General features: G+C 57.2%; 11 protein-coding genes and 1 pseudogene. 10 read left to right on the top strand and 2 right to left on the bottom strand.

Going from position 1 to position 14845, the window contains the following annotated elements; all coding sequences use genetic code 11:
• Positions 1-113: 113 nt before the first annotated feature.
• The 5 genes and pseudogenes from ACWHY3_RS11005 to ACWHY3_RS10985 all read left to right on the top strand — a co-directional run.
• Positions 114-973, top strand: a protein-coding gene (locus ACWHY3_RS11005) for an IS5 family transposase (protein ID WP_110650779.1) whose coding sequence is annotated in 2 segments (ribosomal slippage) — positions 114-483 and positions 483-973 — 861 coding nt in all. Because the reading frame shifts where the segments join, the coding sequence is not laid out codon by codon here.
• Positions 974-1118: 145 nt separating this feature from the next.
• On the top strand, positions 1119-1376 hold the full coding sequence (locus tag ACWHY3_RS11000; protein ID WP_448126556.1) for a hypothetical protein: 258 nt from the start codon (positions 1119-1121) through the stop codon (positions 1374-1376).
• 117 nt (positions 1377-1493) lie between these two features.
• Positions 1494-2048, top strand: coding sequence for a hypothetical protein (locus ACWHY3_RS10995; protein ID WP_448126555.1), 555 nt, complete (start codon positions 1494-1496; stop codon positions 2046-2048).
• Between the two features lie 79 nt (positions 2049-2127).
• Positions 2128-3489: an IS1380 family transposase gene (locus ACWHY3_RS10990; protein ID WP_432414714.1), complete on the top strand. Its 1362-nt coding sequence runs from the start codon at positions 2128-2130 to the stop codon at positions 3487-3489.
• Positions 3490-3853: 364 nt separating this feature from the next.
• Positions 3854-4276 (top strand): annotated as a pseudogene (locus ACWHY3_RS10985) (site-specific integrase); the annotation flags it as partial.
• A gap of 131 nt (positions 4277-4407) precedes the next feature.
• Here ACWHY3_RS10985 and ACWHY3_RS10980 read toward each other — a convergent pair.
• Positions 4408-5787 carry an IS1380 family transposase gene (locus ACWHY3_RS10980; RefSeq protein WP_448126554.1) on the bottom strand — a complete coding sequence of 460 codons (1380 nt, stop codon included), beginning with the start codon at positions 5785-5787 and terminating at the stop codon, positions 4408-4410.
• Positions 5788-5919: 132 nt separating this feature from the next.
• On the opposite strand from ACWHY3_RS10980, the gene ACWHY3_RS10975 reads away from it, so the two are divergent.
• On the top strand, positions 5920-8148 hold the full coding sequence (locus ACWHY3_RS10975; protein ID WP_448126553.1) for an ABC transporter permease: 2229 nt from the start codon (positions 5920-5922) through the stop codon (positions 8146-8148).
• A 136-nt stretch (positions 8149-8284) separates the two neighbouring features.
• On the opposite strand, the gene ACWHY3_RS10970 is transcribed toward ACWHY3_RS10975, so the two are convergent.
• Positions 8285-9295 carry an AraC family transcriptional regulator gene (locus ACWHY3_RS10970; RefSeq protein WP_448126552.1) on the bottom strand — a complete coding sequence of 337 codons (1011 nt, stop codon included), beginning with the start codon at positions 9293-9295 and terminating at the stop codon, positions 8285-8287.
• Positions 9296-9637: 342 nt separating this feature from the next.
• On the opposite strand from ACWHY3_RS10970, the gene ACWHY3_RS10965 reads away from it, so the two are divergent.
• The 4 genes from ACWHY3_RS10965 to ACWHY3_RS10950 are packed head-to-tail and all read left to right on the top strand — an operon-like array spanning position 9638 to position 14843.
• On the top strand, positions 9638-11416 hold the full coding sequence (locus tag ACWHY3_RS10965) for an acyl-CoA dehydrogenase (RefSeq protein ID WP_448126551.1): 1779 nt from the start codon (positions 9638-9640) through the stop codon (positions 11414-11416).
• A gap of 55 nt (positions 11417-11471) precedes the next feature.
• A complete protein-coding gene (locus ACWHY3_RS10960; protein ID WP_448126550.1) occupies positions 11472-12221 on the top strand; it encodes an electron transfer flavoprotein subunit beta/FixA family protein in 750 nt (249 codons plus the stop codon).
• Between the two features lie 11 nt (positions 12222-12232).
• The gene (locus tag ACWHY3_RS10955; protein ID WP_448126549.1) at positions 12233-13162 is read left to right on the top strand and encodes an electron transfer flavoprotein subunit alpha/FixB family protein; all 930 of its coding nucleotides are present in this window, start codon (positions 12233-12235) and stop codon (positions 13160-13162) included.
• Positions 13163-13196: 34 nt separating this feature from the next.
• On the top strand, positions 13197-14843 hold the full coding sequence (locus ACWHY3_RS10950; RefSeq protein ID WP_448126548.1) for a fatty acid--CoA ligase: 1647 nt from the start codon (positions 13197-13199) through the stop codon (positions 14841-14843).
• Positions 14844-14845: the final 2 nt, after the last annotated feature.

Raw genomic sequence — 14845 nt, 5'->3', positions numbered from 1 at the left:
GAGGGATTCGGGGTGGCCGACCCAGAGCTCCCTTTCGAGGGGAAAAGCACTACGCTTTGTCTGAAAAATGATGTCTTGCTAGCCTTTCCTCCCTCAGGCTTGGAGGTATTGTCATGGCAGGACGTTACGAGATTTCCGATCAGGGTTGGACATTGATTGAAGATATCGTTTCGCCTGGCACGCCCGCTGGGCGTGGACGCCCACGCCGCGATGACCGGCAGATGCTCAACGGCATCTTCTGGATCCTCTGTTCCGGCGCCAAATGGCGGGATCTGCCCGAACGCTTCGGCCCATGGAAAACGGTCTACCAGCGCTTTCGTCAGTGGCGAGATGACGGCACACTCGAACGCAGCCTGTCACGCCTTCACCTGAAGCTTCGGGAAGATGGTTACATGGATCTCGATACCTGGATGGTGGACTCCACCTCGATTCGAGCGACTCGCTCTGCCGCTGGTGGCAGTAAAAAAGGGGCTCTGGAGAACGGGTAGGCCATGCGCTTGGACGAAGCCGAGGCGGCCTGACCACCAAGATTCACCTGGTTTGCGATGCCAATGGCGTTCCCCTGAGCTTCCTGCTATCGCCTGGTCAGCATGCCGATTCACGCTATCTCGTTCCTGTCATGGAGCAGATCCGCTTGCCAGGTCATACGGGACGTCCCCGCAAGCGCTGCCGCCATCTGCTGGCCGACCGAGGTTACGATAGTGATCGATTGCGTCGCTACTGCGACCGGTACGGAATACGACCGACGATCCGGCACCGACAGATGCACCGTCGCCCCAAGCCAGGACTACCCCGCCTGTTCGAGCGCCCGCGTTATCGGCGTCGCAATGTGATAGAGCGTCTATTTGGCTGGATGAAGGAAAAGCGGCGACTTTGTACTCGCTACGACAAGCTGGCAAAAAGTTACCGTGCCATGGTCACGCTGGCCTGCATCGAGCGCTGTTTACGGGTCTATTTTTCAGACAGAGCGTAGTAAGCGGATTAAGGCCCTTAAAGCTCAGCATCAAACTATAGCCAAACTGCACAGGGATGGCGAAGAGCAACAGTATCAAAGACAAACAGTTGATGCTTATTTCCGGCTACGTATGACCTGGGAACGGGCAGTCGAGGAAGTTCTCTTGCGCGAGGTGATCCTTCGGTTCCGGAAAGGTGTTGAAACACAGAGACTTGCTGGTGTCGTTGTTGAAGATGGCGATTATGCGAAAGTCTACGCTGGCATGACCAAGTGTTCGAACTACGCACATGATAAGGCCCTGCAAGGCGGCATTGCTGTTCCAGACCCCGACGAACTACTTGCTGATATTATGGAGTTGGATGCTTGGCGAGAGGGTATCGAGAAGAGAGTCAAGATGACGGCACAGAAGCGCAAGGCCTGAAAAAGCTTTCTACTGAACTCCGGTGCAGGAAAGCTAACAAAAAGCTGCACGCGGATAAATTACTCGCTACGCTCCTAGTTTACCGGTGAGCTTGGCGTGATCAAGAGATATTAAATAATGTTTGATGAGTACACGAAGTACGAACAAAAAGCCCACAGGGCTATGAACCAAGTTTCAATTGTATTTGATTTGGCACGGGCTGCTGAGAAAATGTGCGAATGGAAGAATGTTGGCAGCAGTAATAAAGCATGGTCTGAAGGCCCTTTTATTGAAACACCTGCTAATCAAAGAACAATTGATCGGAGCTTTCCCTATATTGTAAGAGCCAGCATAGAAGCCAGAGTGATAGCTAAACGAACTGATCATATCTTTCAGAAAGAAGCTGAAAGTGGCATGAAGAAAATAGATCTCCCAGAAGTGGATGGGTCTAGAGTAGAGCCCTACATTGCGAAAGCGGCGATAATCGAACAGTTTGAACTTTTTAAAGAAATATGTGTATTATTTCAAGCTCCCTTTAACAAGAAAAGAGCTGAAAAGCTGCGCGGCTGTGTAGACGATGCTATTCTTGATCGTTTAATTTCCGCAGTAACAAGGAGGAATGAATTGACTCATCAGGACGAATGTCAACCGCCTACCATGCGGGAAGCAGTTGAGTATTTCCTGAATCCGTGAGACCGGCCCCCAGGAATGCTTCTAACCTACTGAACTGCATGGCAATATAGCGAATATCGCCATTCACCCAGACAGTGCCATGCCCAACGTCAAATTCCGCGCCAGTCGCCGCACCCTCACCAGCCACGCCGGGCTGTCCATCATCGGGCAATGCTTCGAGATCGCTGGCGTCGACAGCATCGACAGCCGCTTCCCCACCACGCTGGGCATGCGCACCAGTGACGTGATCAAGAGCTACCTGGGCCTGCTGTGTCTGGGCATGAGCGACTATGACGCTGTCGAGAACTTCCGCCGCGACAAGCCCTTCCAACAACTGCTGACCCTGCAGAAGGTGCCGAGCGCGGCGACGCTGCGACAGCGGCTGGAGAAACTTGCCGCCAACGACCTGCAGGCGCGCACCGCCACCTGGTCCACGACCCTGCTGTCACTGATCGAAGCACCGATCACCGCCGAGACGACGCACGTCTGCCTGGACATCGACACCTTCGTCATGGACAACAGCAACTCGAAGAAGGAAGGCGTCTCGCGGACCTACCAGAAGGTCGATGGCTACACCCCGATCGCCGCCTATCTGGGCAACGAAGGGTGGTGCCTGGGTCTGGAACTGCGGCCTGGCAAGCAGCACACCATGAAGGAGAGCAACGCCTTCCTGGAGCGGGTACTGCCTCGCGCCCAAGGCCTGACCAAGCAACCGATCCTGTTACGCGAGGACAGCGGCTTCGACAGCCAGGCGCACCTGGCGCTTCTCGAACAGCAGCGCCAGGTCTTTGCCGACGAGGGGCGCCGGCTCGACTATGTCGTCAAATGGAACCCGCGCGGCTCGGCCACGGCGGATCAGGATACCTGGTTGGCTGTGGCGGCGGACTACTGGGAAGAGCTGCGTCCTGGCAAGCGCCAGGCGCTGTGGACGCAGACCGTCTCGATCCACGACGACAACAAGACCGAATACGTCGTCCAACGCGTGATGCGCCTGGTAGAGCGCACCGCCGATCGCGATGGCCAGTTGCTGCTCGAACCGGACTATGAGTTGGAAGGCTGGTGGACCAGCCTGGACGAGGCGCCGGAGGCGGTGATCAAACGCTACCAGGCGCATGCCACCCACGAGCAATTCCACAGTGAGATCAAGACCGATCTCGACCTGGAGCGGCTGCCGTCGGGCAAGTTCGCCACCAACGATCTGATCCTGCACCTCGCCCAGCTGGCCTACAACATCCTGCGGCTGATGGGGCAGCTGGGCATGACCGGCGAGCTGAGCCCGGTGCGCCATCCCGCCAAGCGGCGCCGGATCCGCACCGTGCTACAAGAGCTGGTGCATCGTGCGGCGCTCGTGGTTCAAAAGGCGCGGCAGATCATCCTCGACTTCGGGCAGGACATCGGACGCATGACGGTGTTGAACACCCTGCGAAGCCGCCTGCGCTATCCCCGAGGCACGCCATGCTGATCGTCTGTCGGACAAAGGCACCACGCAGAGAGCTGACGGTCATCGGCAGCCAGTATCAGCGTGTCCAGCGGGTAGAAATGCCTGTCAAAATGGGCTGCTCTCGTCGGTCAGCGTCGCCATGGTTGGTCCTCCCCGGTATGCGTTCAGCGGTTGAGACGGAATCGGCGGTCAGAAAATGCTCGCTGGCGGTGATAGGGGAAGTGTCGGCGCTGGCTTCACGGAATCAGGTATTTCTATGATATTACAGAGCTCGCTGTCCAGCTTGGCTCTTTAGCGAGCGAAGGGTTGGCGTAGATTTGAAACCGCGCAAGATGCCCCGTCGAAGCTCTATCCAGCATGGTTTTGGGAGACAGTAGTTGAGACCTTCTATTTTACAGGTATTAGGCTAAATCAGTTGCTACATATTAAGGCTAAGGATGTTGATCTTAAAAGAATGATCCTGGTAACTTCGTTTGAAGGATCCAAAACCTATTCTGAGTCCGTGGTGCCGATCGCAGATGGGTTGTATCCTTACATTGCAAAACTGATGCTTGCGGCTCATCGTGAAGGTTTTAAACGTGAAGATCAGCTATTTAATGTGAACCGGTTTTCACGTAGGCATCGCCGCATGGAGATGGACATAAATCAAGTCGAACACTTTTTTAAGAGGCTGTCAGGATTCTGTGGTACGCGGATCACGCCTCATCCCGCCTCATTCACGAGGGTGCTGATTGAGCGGTCTGAAGGTACTGACTGGTGGCATCGCTTATCAGGATCGGCTTCTTCAGCGCGAATAGCTGTTGAGTAATGCCAAAACGCTGAAATTTCCCCGCTTCCTTATAGCTCTTTGGAATCAATGGCGACCGTCCAAGCAGCCGTGATCGCCGCCCGCCGCTCCGGTCGCTCGCTTTCTGATGCTGTGGTGGTCTCGCAGAAGCGTCAGCTCAGTGCGGTCAGCTTCGGCAGCCCCTTCAGCAGCGTCGGCCACCACTTGTCGGCGGCGGCACCCAGATGAACGGTGATTCGCCGAGCGTGCAGTCTCAGCGTGGCGGCGACCTTCAGCACCTGCTCGCGCATCCGGCTGAGGCTCCAGCCTTGCCGGGTCTGCCGCTCCAGCAGGCAGCGCAGGCCATGCAGGACCTGGTAGGCGTAGAGGCTGAGCAGCAGGCTCACCTCGTTGCGTGCCATCACGTCCTGAACGGTGGAGGCGCCGCGATCGGTCGACGAGAGGTGCACGTCGAGCGCCGACTTCACCTCGCCCATGTGCGCCTCGGCGCTGCCGCGCTTGCGGTAGAGCGCCAGGACCTTCTCCGGCGGCCAGTCGAACTTGCCGAGGTTGGTGACCAGGAAGAAGGCATGCAGCAGCAGGTCATCGGGGCGTTCCTGCACCACCAGCACCACGCGACGCGGTGCCGACCAAGAGCCCGCTTGATACTCCAGATCGTGGCACCACTCGCGAGGCTGCTCGGGTGGCCGGCCGGGTGGCCGCTTCAGGTGCGGTGCCGCCAGTTTCTGCAGGCCGGAGTGACTGCGCAGTCGGCCCAGGTACTCGATGTCGCACTCTTCCAGGGCCTCCAGCGTCGCGTTGTCGGTGAAACCGGCGTCGATGCGCACCCGAACCTGGGCGCCGGTGCTCTCGTTGAGTCGCCGCACCAGATGCGGGATCCAGGTGTCGGCGTTCTCGGCCGGGCCGGCGTTGCCCTCGCGCAGCAGGCCGCCCACCATGTCGCCGGTTTCTGCCAGCGAGGCGACCAGCGGTGAATAGATCCGCGCGCCGTACAGGCCATGATAGGCCGAGCCGCCCTGGTGGCCGTGGACCTCGATCGGCAGGCCGTCGATGTCCAGCGTCAGCTGCTTGGGGCGCTCGCCGTTCTTCAGCGCGGTCAGGCGCCAGATCACCAGTCGCAGCAGGCCTTCGTGCACGGCATCGATATTGTCGCAGCGCCCGAGGCAGGTCAGCAGCCGCGACAGCGTGGCTTGAGACGGCCGGTCCTGGACCAGGGGCGTCATGCCGCGTGCATCGCTGCAGGCCAACTGCCAAAGCGGGTCACGGCGCAGCGTGTCGGTATCGCTGAGATCGATCCAGCCCATCGCCCGTTGCAGCACCAGGGTACGCAGCTGGCTGGCCAGCGAGTGGCGGATGCGTAGCGGGTTGCGGAAGTCGACCAGATTGTCTTCCAGCGCCTCGATCACGCCGCTGTTGTCGAGGGCTTCACGCAGCAGCAGGGCGCCGCTGTCGCTGGTAGTGCGCTGGCCGCTCAGCTCAACACGGACAGCGCCGTTGCATGAGGGCGTCCAGGTGGATAGGCTTTCACCCATAGCGGATGGCTCTCTTGGTTCAGATTCTTGGCGGAACACACTGAATTTTCAAGAGAATACCATCCGCTATCTTCGTTTTCGGGCCGGCCTCATGAATAAGCCGGGCTTAAGGCACGCTACGAGCAAGTGTTATTGCTGCTGCTGCCATTAATCATGCTCCTCTTGGTACCTCACATCTTTTCCAAAGGAACGCTCGATGACATTCCGGTGGCCATGGTTGACCAGGACCACTCGTCGTTGAGTCGGCACATTCGTACCAGTATTGCGGCCAGCCCCAGTATCGAGCTACTTGCCATGCCGGCAGCGATGGATAAAGCTCGTTCCCTGTCAAGAAGCGGCCAAGTGTTCGCTATCGTCGAAATTCCCGAGGGGGCGGAAGAGGCGATATTGCGTCCAGAACGCCGCCCAATAATGATTTACTATAATGCCGCCCTCCGCACGGCGGGCAGTTCAGCTGCATCTGCTTTGGAAGATGCTGTCTCAGATGCCATCAGGGAACGAGCTTTTTCTCTGAGAGCTGCTGGTGGACTGGAAGGTGTCGAACTACCGACACCCAGTATTCAGATAACGGCTGTCGGCAATGCTCAGAAGAGCTTCGAACGCTTTCTGACACCACTGATAGTGCCCGCTATCTTCAATCTCTTGCTGAGTTGCGCAGCAGTTGCCGCCGTCGGCCGGGAACTTCGTGCGGAAAACTGGCCAGGCTGGTGTCAGGCCTATCGTGCTGGTTTCCTGAGTGCACTGATCGGCAAGTTAATACCTTATGTAGCAGTGTTCTTCTTCTGGCATCTGATCTTCTGGTTATGGATGACAGGTTTCCGGGGTTGGCCGGTTGTAGGGAACACCTTCATTCTGGTGTTGGGGCAACTTTGGCTATGCATGGCGACGGCAGCAATAGGTGCGGCGCTGGTGGGAATTTGCCGGGATATTAATAAGGCATTAGCCTTGTCCACTATTTATGCCAGCGGAGCGGTCACTTATTCCGATGGCACTCTTCCCGTTCTACATGCCAACTGGTGGGCTCATACATGGGCCAATGCAATGCCCTATACTCACTATTACCGCCTGCAGATTGAGCAGGTTAATCTTGGCTCCGATCCTCTGACCAGCCTAAGCCAGCTGCTAATACTGAGCGCTTATATCCTGCTCGCCATACTGTTGGCAGCCTGGTTGTTGGGTCGGGCTGCAAAGAAAGGGCTGCCGCAGGAAGGTTCGCATGTCATTGAGTTTCGTGGCGGTGTTTCAGCCTTCTGCGCGACGCTGTCCATGGTGGCCAAGAATAGTTCGATACTGGCCACCATGTGTCTCGCGGTAGTGTTGTACAGTTTTTATTATCCGGCTGCCTATCAGTCTCAAGTGTCAACGAAGCTACCAGTCGCGCTTGTTGACCTTGACCACTCGACCCTGTCCCGGGAGTTCGAGAACCACTTACAGGCCACTCGCAGCATCGACATAGTGAACCGTTTCGGCTCCATTGAAGAAGCCCTGCATCAGCTCAGGAACCGGCGTGTCGATGCCGTGATCGTTATCGACGAGAACTTGAGACGTAATGCCCTCCACGGTAATGGTGGTATCGCTATCTATCTTTCCGCCGCTTATCTTGTGCGGGCTTCGGATATCGGGTCGGCGGTCAGTGAGACATTGAGAGCAACCGTCGCAGACCTTCATATCCCGGATCTGGCCGCGCACCTTGAATCTCCGTCGCCAACGGAGCAATGGCCACTCTATAACGTGTCAGGTGGGTATGGGAGCTTTGCAGTGCCTGCTGTGGCCACGCTCATCTTGCAACAGACGCTATTGTTCGGTACTGCCATGTTGGTCGGCTTATGGCGTGAAAGCGGAATTCGTCGGCTGACTCCGGCAGAATTCCTCGGCAGTTGGGCTGCACTCGCTTTACTTGGTTTTATGACCTCTATTTATATGTTTGGTTATGCCTTCTGGTGGCAAGACTATCCACGCGGTGGCAACTGGGCGGCTTTGATCGCGTTGATCGTCCCATTTACTGCTGCGACCAGTGCGCTGGGGTTATTGTTCGGTAGCCTTCTGGATCGTATGGATCGGGCGATGCAAATGTATGCTGGCATCTCCGTATCCTTATTCTTTGTTGCCGGTGCTTCGGTTCCGCACTTTGCCATGCCAGACTGGCTCGTGTGGGGAGCCAGTGTCTTCCCTTCAACGACAATGGTTGTTGGTTTTATCAAAGCCAATGCCGCAGGCGCGAGCTTCAATGAGCTATCCATGGAATTCATGAAAGTGATCATCTTGGCGATCGGTCTCGGATTATTGGCGCTATGGCGCTTCAGTGGACGTAGTGGTCTCTCGGGCGCTTCACGCGTAATGGCTGGAAAATCCTCTAAGTGATGAAAGATCTCTGCCGTCAACGGAGCGAATCAACTGCACCTGTATCTCCTGGCCTTAGTGGTTCTGAGCCACGACGGGTAAATCTTGTCGTGGCAGTATGCTCTGCAGGAGCTTTGCCTTCATGTTCCTGAAGCCCCTAAGACGGATCAATTCTATATCTGCTGGGCTCGAACCCCGTCCACAGTTTGAACGCACGCGAGAACGACGCTACCTCCGAGTAACCTAGCTTGTGTGCAATGGTGGCAATCGAGAGGTCACGCCTAGACAGCAGATGGATGGCAATGTCTCGCCGAGACAGGTTCTTGATCTCCTGGAATGAGGTATTTTCGTCGCTGAGCTTGCGCCTGAGTGTGCGTGACGTCATGTTCATCGACTTCGCTATCTGCTCGATCTGCAGATCGACAAATCCATCATCGTTCGTCAACGCATCCAACACCTTGCGAGTATGGGCGGGGTAGTAAGTCTGGCGTGAAAACCAGTCCAGCGGTGCACGGCGCAAATGGGTTTTCAACGTATCCTGCGTCTGTACCACCGGCGACACGAGCATCTTGCTTTGAAAGGTGAATTGGGTCGCTGGCTGGTTGAACAATACCGGACATGGGAAGAGGAGCCTGTACTCTTCGAAATGTCCGGGTTTATCAAATTCAAAGCTGATCTTGTTTAAAGGAATGCGCTTACCGATAAGCCATGCGGGGAAGCGGTGCCAGAGCAGCATGAGAAACTCGGCGAGCATGTGGTCCTTGTCATGTGCTGGGTCAGAGAGGTGCATGCGAATACTTGCCTCTGTCTCGTCGTTCAAAAACTCCAGTTCCAAAGCGCTGGTGGTCAGGTTGTAGAAGCGGCAAATATGTCGGTATACCCCGCGCAAGTTCTTACAGAAAACCGCCTGTTTGGCCATTAGCGAAAACACGCCATACCGGCATTTCGTGGCCCCCATGCCTAGAAACTCGTCATCCTCGGTCACCCAGGCTGCCTGCACCAGTCTTGCCAGTTGCTCTGGAGTGATTCGTGTCACCTCGGACGACAACATCCCCTCGTGAATCCCAGCGGCTCTCAGCAAGGGGGCGGGAGAATACCCCCGGATAACAGCGGTCTCGATGATCGCACGGGCATAATGGGTGGAGACCGTCAAGTTCTGAAAGGTCATCGCTGAATCGGCCTGAGTTTGAACAGGGGCTAATAAAAATCTAATCGGGATGTCCGAAAATATCAATAGATTGGGCACCTTTGCAATTGGCTAAAGGGTTGCCGGTTGCGAAACTTCGTCACTACAAGAATAAGGAGTCAATGTAAGCCCAAATATTGCTATCCAGCGGTATCGAGCTATGTCTGTCACCTTTCGAATAGAGGCGTTGAACGGTCTCTGTCGTTGTACCAAGTGCCGGGAAACTTCCGGCGGTGTACTCCGTCGGGTGAATCCCTCTTTAAATCAAAGCTTAACATTCCGCTCGATTATGGGCGGAGTGGGAACCGGGTCCAGGAGTCAACGATGTCTGAATATCAGCCCCCCTACAAGGACGCCACCTTTGCACTGCGAGAGCTGGTAGGGTTCGACGAACTGTGTGAACAGGCCGGCCTGGAAGACATCAATGGCGAGCTGGCGGAAGTCATTCTTGAGGAAGCTGGAAAATTTGGACGAGAGGTTCTGGCACCGCTGAATGTCATTGGCGACCGGGAAGGCGCGACATTGGAGATGCAGGGTGTCCAAGAGACCACCGGCTTCTCCGGCGCCTACCGGGCCTTTGTCGAAAACGGCTGGCCGTCGCTGACTTTCCCTGAGCCGTTTGGTGGCCAGGGATTGCCTAATGTGCTGGGCACTGCCGTCAGTGAAGTCTGGCAATCTGCGAACTTGGCTTTCAGCCTCTGTCCCTTGCTGACTCAAGGCGCAACTGAAGCGGTCTTGCATCATGGTAGCGCACGGTTGCAGGAAACCTGGTTGCCGAAAATGGTATCCGGCGAGTGGACCGGCACCATGAACCTGACCGAACCGGACGCAGGCTCCGATCTGGCGGCCATCAAGACCCGCGCGATCCCCGAGGGCAGCCACTATCTGATTACCGGTCAGAAGATCTTCATCACTTGGGGTGACCACCAGATGACAGACAATATTGTCCATCTGGTGCTTGCGCGTTTGCCAGCTGCGCCGGCAGGAGTAAAGGGGATCTCCCTGTTTGTCGTGCCCAAGTTCCTGCTGGATGAGCAGGGCGAACCAAGTGTGCGTAACGACGCCCACTGTGTCTCCCTCGAGCACAAGCTGGGTATTCACGCCAGTCCCACTTGTGTCATGAGCTTTGGTGATAACGGCGGAGCCGTGGGCTATCTAGTCGGTGAGCCGCACCAGGGGCTGGCCTGCATGTTCACGATGATGAACCATGCCCGTCAAGCGGTAGGTCTCCAGGGCCTGGCAATTTCGGAACGTGCTTATCAGCAGTCGGTGGCCTATGCCCGTGAGCGAATACAGGGCACCCGAGCGGATGGCAGTAAGATCGCCATCATCGAATTCCCAGATGTGCGTCGCATGCTGATACAGATGCGCGCCTCGATCGAAGCAATGCGGGGTCTCGCCTTGTTGGCGGCGGCTGAGGCTGATCTTGCGAAGTCTGCGGGTGATGCGGTGCAAGCCCGTCAGCACCATGAGCGGGTCGAGCTGTTCACACCGATCGTCAAGGGCTGGCTGACCGAGATGTCGCAGGAGATCACCTACCTCGGCGTTCAGGTACATGGCGGCATGGGTTTCATCGAAGAAAGTGGCGCCGCACAGCACTATCGTGATGCCCGCATCCTGACCATCTATGAAGGCACCACCGGAATCCAGGCGCTGGATCTGGTGGGACGCAAGATCCTGCGCAATCAGGGTAGTACCGTCAACGGCTTGCTGGATGAGATCGATGAAAGTTGTCGTGAACTGGCCGGGACCCCCGAGTTGAGCGGCTTGACCCGCAGTCTGTCCAAAGCGCTGGATGAAGCACGCCAGGCGGTCGGCTGGTTGCTTGACGAGGGGGGACGCTCGACTCATGCCCCGAGCGCTGTCAGTGTGCCGCTCATGATGCTGATGGGCTACCTGTGCGGCGCCTGGGTGAGCTGCCGCATGGCGCAGCGCGCCACGGCGCTGATTGCCGCAGGCGAAGGGGATACGGCGTTCCTGCAGGCGAAAGTCACCACGGCCCGATTCTACTGCGAGCACCTGCTGCCGCGTACTCAGGGGCTGCTGGAGACGATCTTGACGGGTAGCGAAAGCGTCATGATCCTGCCTGAATCCCAGTTTTGATTTGAGCGTGAGTTAAGGCTGATTCAGCCAATGCAAATCACAGGATAAGAAAACCATGAAAATACTCGTCAGCGTCAAACGCGCTATCGACTACAACGTCAAGGTGCGCGTCAAAGCCGATCAGTCCGATGTGGACCTGGACAATGTCAAGATGGCCCTGAATCCCTTTTGCGAGATTGCTGTCGAGGAAGCCGTCCGACTGAAGGAGGCCGGTATTGCCTCCGAAGTGGTGGCGGTCTCCGTTGGCCCGAAAGTGGTACAAGAGCAACTACGCACCGCCATGGCGCTCGGCGCTGACCGTGGCATCCAGATTGACACCAATGACATGCCGGAACCGCTCAATGTGGCGAAATTGTTGGCCAAAGTAGTGGAGCGGGAGCAACCAAGCCTCGTCATCCTCGGCAAGCAGTCGATTGACGCTGACAACAACCAAACTGGTCAGATGCTGGCTGCCCTCACTGGTCGCCCTCAGGGTACCTTCGCCTATGCCCTGAAGGTGGAGGGTGATAAGGCGCTCGTCACTCGAGAGGTGGATGGCGGTCTGCGCACTGTAGCACTGGATCTACCGGCTATCGTCACCAGCGATCTGCGCCTGAACGAGCCGCGCTACGCTAAGCTGCCCGACATCATGAAGGCAAAGAAGAAGCCGCTGGACGTGATCATGCCAGCCGAGTTGGGAGTCGAGCTGAAGCCGCATATCGAGTTGTGCAAGGTGGAGGCGCCTGTGCCGCGCCAGGCCGGCATCAAGGTGTACGGTGTAGACGCGCTGATCGACAAGCTGAAGAACGAAGCCAAGGTGATCTAAGGGGGGCTGGAATGGCAACGCTACTTATCTCAGAACACGACAATCAGTCCCTGAACCCGGCCACACTGAGCGCTATCACCGCTGCTCGGCAGATCGGCGGTGATCTCACCGTGCTCATCGCCGGCAGCGGTTGCCAGGCGGTGGCCGACGACGTGGCCGGGATCGCCGGGGTCAGCCGCGTGCTGTTGGCCGACAATCCGGCCTACGCCAAGGGGTTGGCCGAGAACCTGTCACTGCTGGTGCGCGAGCTGGCCTCCGATTACAGCCACGTGATCGCCCCGGCAACTACCACGAGCAAGGATTTCATGCCCCGTATGGCAGCGCTGCTGGATGTGGGGCAATTGTCCGAGATTATCTCTGTAGAGTCTCCCGATACCTTCAAGCGGCCGATCTATGCCGGTAATGCTATAGCCACGGTGCGCTCCGTTGACGCGATCAAGGTGATCACCGTGCGGACTTCCGCTTTCGACAAGGCCGAGGCCTCGGGGGGTAGTGCCAGCATCGAGGTACTGGCACAGGTCTGCGATTCCGGTACCTCGGATTTTGTCAGCGAGGAGATGGTGACGTCCGAGCGCCCGGACCTAACCAGCGCCCGCGCCATCGTCTCCGGCGGCCGTGGCATGGGCAATGGAGAGAATTTCGCCTTGCTGGAGAAAGTGGCCGACAAGCTCGGCGCCGCCATCGGTGCCTCCCGCGCGGCAGTGGATGCTGGCTTTGTCAGCAACGACATGCAAGTGGGCCAGACAGGCAAGATCGTGGCGCCGGAACTCTATATCGCCGTGGGGATCTCCGGGGCAATCCAGCACCTGGCGGGGATGGCCGACTCCAAGGTGATTGTAGCGATCAACAAGGACGAAGAAGCACCGATCTTTCAGGTGGCCGATTATGGCCTGGTAGCCGACTTGTTTGAGGTGCTGCCGGAGATGGCGCAAAAACTCTGATTCTGCCAATCATCCACGATGTTAGGTAACACCGATGAATACAAAAATTATTGAGCCGGCTCCTGGCGCTTATCAATACCCGCTGTTGATCAAGCAGTTGCTGCTATCTGGCCAGCGCTATGCACCTGGTCGCGAGATCGTCAGTGGAGCGCGTCGCTATGACTACCGCCAGTTGAACGAACGTATCGCCCGTCTGGCGAATGTGCTGACTGCCGCCGGGATTGGTGCCGGCGATACCGTGGCGGTAATGGACTGGGATAGCCACCGCTACCTGGAGGCCTATTTCGCCGTGCCAATGATCGGCGCGGTACTGCACCATATCAACGTGCGTATGAGTGTCGATCAGATCGGCTACACCATGCAGCATGCAGAAGATAAACTGGTGCTGGTCCACGATGACTTCCTGCCCATCATCGAGATGTTGGAGGATCAACTACCAAGCGTGCAGGGTTATATCCAGCTCAGTGATGCTGACGTCCCGGGGCACACCAGCGTTGCTACGTTTGGCGAGTATGAAACGTTATTAGCCGCCGCAGACACCCGCTACGACTTCCCAGATTTCGACGAAAACTCCGTCGCCACTACTTTCTACACCACCGGTACCACTGGCAATCCCAAGGGGGTCTATTTCAGTCACCGTCAGTTGGTGCTGCACACCCTCAACACAGCAACCGCGTTGTCGGCCTACGAGGGCGTGCCGCTGCTGCGCTCGGAAGACGTCTACATGCCGATGACACCGATGTTTCATGTCCATGCTTGGGGCGTGCCCTACGTCGCAACACTGCTCGGTGTCAAGCAGGTGTACCCAGGTCGATACGAACCGAACCTCTTAGTGCGCCTGTACCGGGAAGAGGGGGTCACCTTCTCCCATGGTGTACCGACGGTATTGCAGATGATTCTGAACAGCGATGAAGCCGAGACCACAGACCTGAGCGGCTGGAAGATGATGACCGGCGGCGCTGCGCCGACCGAGGCTCTGGTGCGGCAGACGGCCGAGCGCGGTATCCGCTTCTATACCGGCTATGGCATGTCCGAAACCTGTCCGATATTGACCATTACCCACCTGAGCCCCGAGCAAGCGCAGTTGCCGATGGATGAGCAGGTTACTCTGCGCATGCGCACTGGTATGCCGCTGCCGCTGGTGCAGCTGCGCCTGGTTGACGAAGCAGGCAACGATGTGGCTATGGACGATGTCTGCGTCGGCGAGGTACAGGTACGTGCTCCCTGGCTGACCCAGGGCTATTTCCGTGAACCGGGAAAAGGCGCTGAGCTCTGGCAGGGAGGCTGGCTACACACTGGTGATGTCGCCTCGGTCAACAATGAGGGGGTGATTCAGATCCGAGACCGCATGAAAGACGTCATCAAGACCGGTGGCGAGTGGATCTCGTCGCTGTTGCTCGAGAGCTTGATTAGCAAGCATCCGGCAGTGGCCAGTGTGGCAGTGGTTGGGGTTCCCGATCCGCGTTGGGATGAACGCCCACTGGCAATGATCGTGCCGACCGCGGGGGGCGAGATCGATGTCGATCAGATCAAAGCGCACCTGATGCAGTTCGTGGAAAGTGGGCAGATCAACAAATGGGCGATTCCGGAGCAAATCCAGATTGTCGAAGAGATCCCGGTAACAAGCGTCGGTAAGCTCGACAAGAAGCGTATCCGCGCCCAACTGGCGGATCAGAACTGAGG

This window comes from Salinicola sp. NYA28a, assembly GCF_976982775.1.
The sequence above is the reverse complement of the archived record's forward strand: the minus strand, read 5'-3'. Positions and strand labels throughout refer to the sequence as shown.

Excerpts from the sequence above, each read along its gene's own strand:
- ACWHY3_RS10995 (WP_448126555.1), top strand. The coding sequence starts at position 1,494 with ATGTTTGATGAGTACACGAAGTACGAACAAAAAGCCCACAGGGCTATG.
- ACWHY3_RS10990 (WP_432414714.1), top strand. The coding sequence starts at position 2,128 with ATGCCCAACGTCAAATTCCGCGCCAGTCGCCGCACCCTCACCAGCCAC.
- ACWHY3_RS10980 (WP_448126554.1), bottom strand. The coding sequence starts at position 5,787 with ATGGGTGAAAGCCTATCCACCTGGACGCCCTCATGCAACGGCGCTGTC.
- ACWHY3_RS10970 (WP_448126552.1), bottom strand. The coding sequence starts at position 9,295 with ATGACCTTTCAGAACTTGACGGTCTCCACCCATTATGCCCGTGCGATC.
- ACWHY3_RS10965 (WP_448126551.1), top strand. The coding sequence starts at position 9,638 with ATGTCTGAATATCAGCCCCCCTACAAGGACGCCACCTTTGCACTGCGA.
- ACWHY3_RS10960 (WP_448126550.1), top strand. The coding sequence starts at position 11,472 with ATGAAAATACTCGTCAGCGTCAAACGCGCTATCGACTACAACGTCAAG.
- ACWHY3_RS10955 (WP_448126549.1), top strand. The coding sequence starts at position 12,233 with ATGGCAACGCTACTTATCTCAGAACACGACAATCAGTCCCTGAACCCG.
- ACWHY3_RS10950 (WP_448126548.1), top strand. The coding sequence starts at position 13,197 with ATGAATACAAAAATTATTGAGCCGGCTCCTGGCGCTTATCAATACCCG.